Below are 759 nucleotides of genomic sequence, written 5' to 3' on the forward strand. Positions count from 1 at the left end.
GTATAAAGGGGAGAGCCTCGGGCGCTATATTCGCGAGCGCAAGCTGCTGCTGGCGGCGCGCGATCTGCGTGAATCCGACGCTCGCGTGTACGATATCTGCCTGCGCTACGGGTTTGACTCGCAGCAGACGTTTACCCGCATATTTACCCGCACCTTCAACCAGCCGCCGGGTGCGTACCGTAAAGAGAACCATAGCCAGACACATTAACATGTCGCATGTAGGCCGGGTAAGGCGTAGCCGCCACCCGGCTTTTTTGTGGGCCCGGTGCCCGTAATTGCCCGGTGGCGCGACTGTATGACCGGATACATAGGTGACAGATCAGACCGGGAACATAGGTAACACTTTTCAGTCTATCCGGAGCACACTCTCGTTTTTTCGGTCGTAGTACGCAAGCGTTATCCCATTAAAGATGATGGCCTCCAGGCCATCATCCTGTTCTTCCAGCATGATGTATTCGCCAGTCAGTGCTTCACTCAGGAACACCGTCCCCTTTTTCCCCATATAGAGTGTCCCCCTTGATTTCACCCTGTAGACCGTACCTCCTTCCGGATAAGCATATTCAGGAACCCTGCCATCCCAGTGCCGGCCTGAGGGTTGCCATACCGTTCCGGGCGTTGCACCCGCCAGGGCTTCATGTGGCCTTTCATAGTTAAACTCTTCCCGGTAGCCACTGAACCACCGCTGTTGTTCTTCCATCGTCATAAAGATGTTGCCCTGTTTTACTGCACTTTTCAGCGAACGATGCATTCGCTCATGAC

The 759-nt window shown here is 54.7% G+C and carries 2 protein-coding genes; one reads left to right on the forward strand and one right to left on the reverse strand.

Annotated elements, in window-relative coordinates; translation table 11 throughout:
* On the forward strand, positions 1-208 hold a 208-nt coding region (locus K5E19_RS23150; protein WP_221553274.1), incomplete at its 5' end, for a helix-turn-helix domain-containing protein.
* Positions 209-346: 138 nt separating this feature from the next.
* Here the strand turns inward: K5E19_RS23150 and K5E19_RS23155 are convergent.
* Positions 347-759 (reverse strand): integrase core domain-containing protein (locus K5E19_RS23155; protein ID WP_221553275.1); only part of this gene is annotated, 413 nt, incomplete at its 5' end.

The sequence above is a fragment of the Enterobacter sp. RIT637 genome (genome assembly GCF_019718755.1).
In the GTDB taxonomy this organism is placed as follows: domain Bacteria; phylum Pseudomonadota; class Gammaproteobacteria; order Enterobacterales; family Enterobacteriaceae; genus Enterobacter.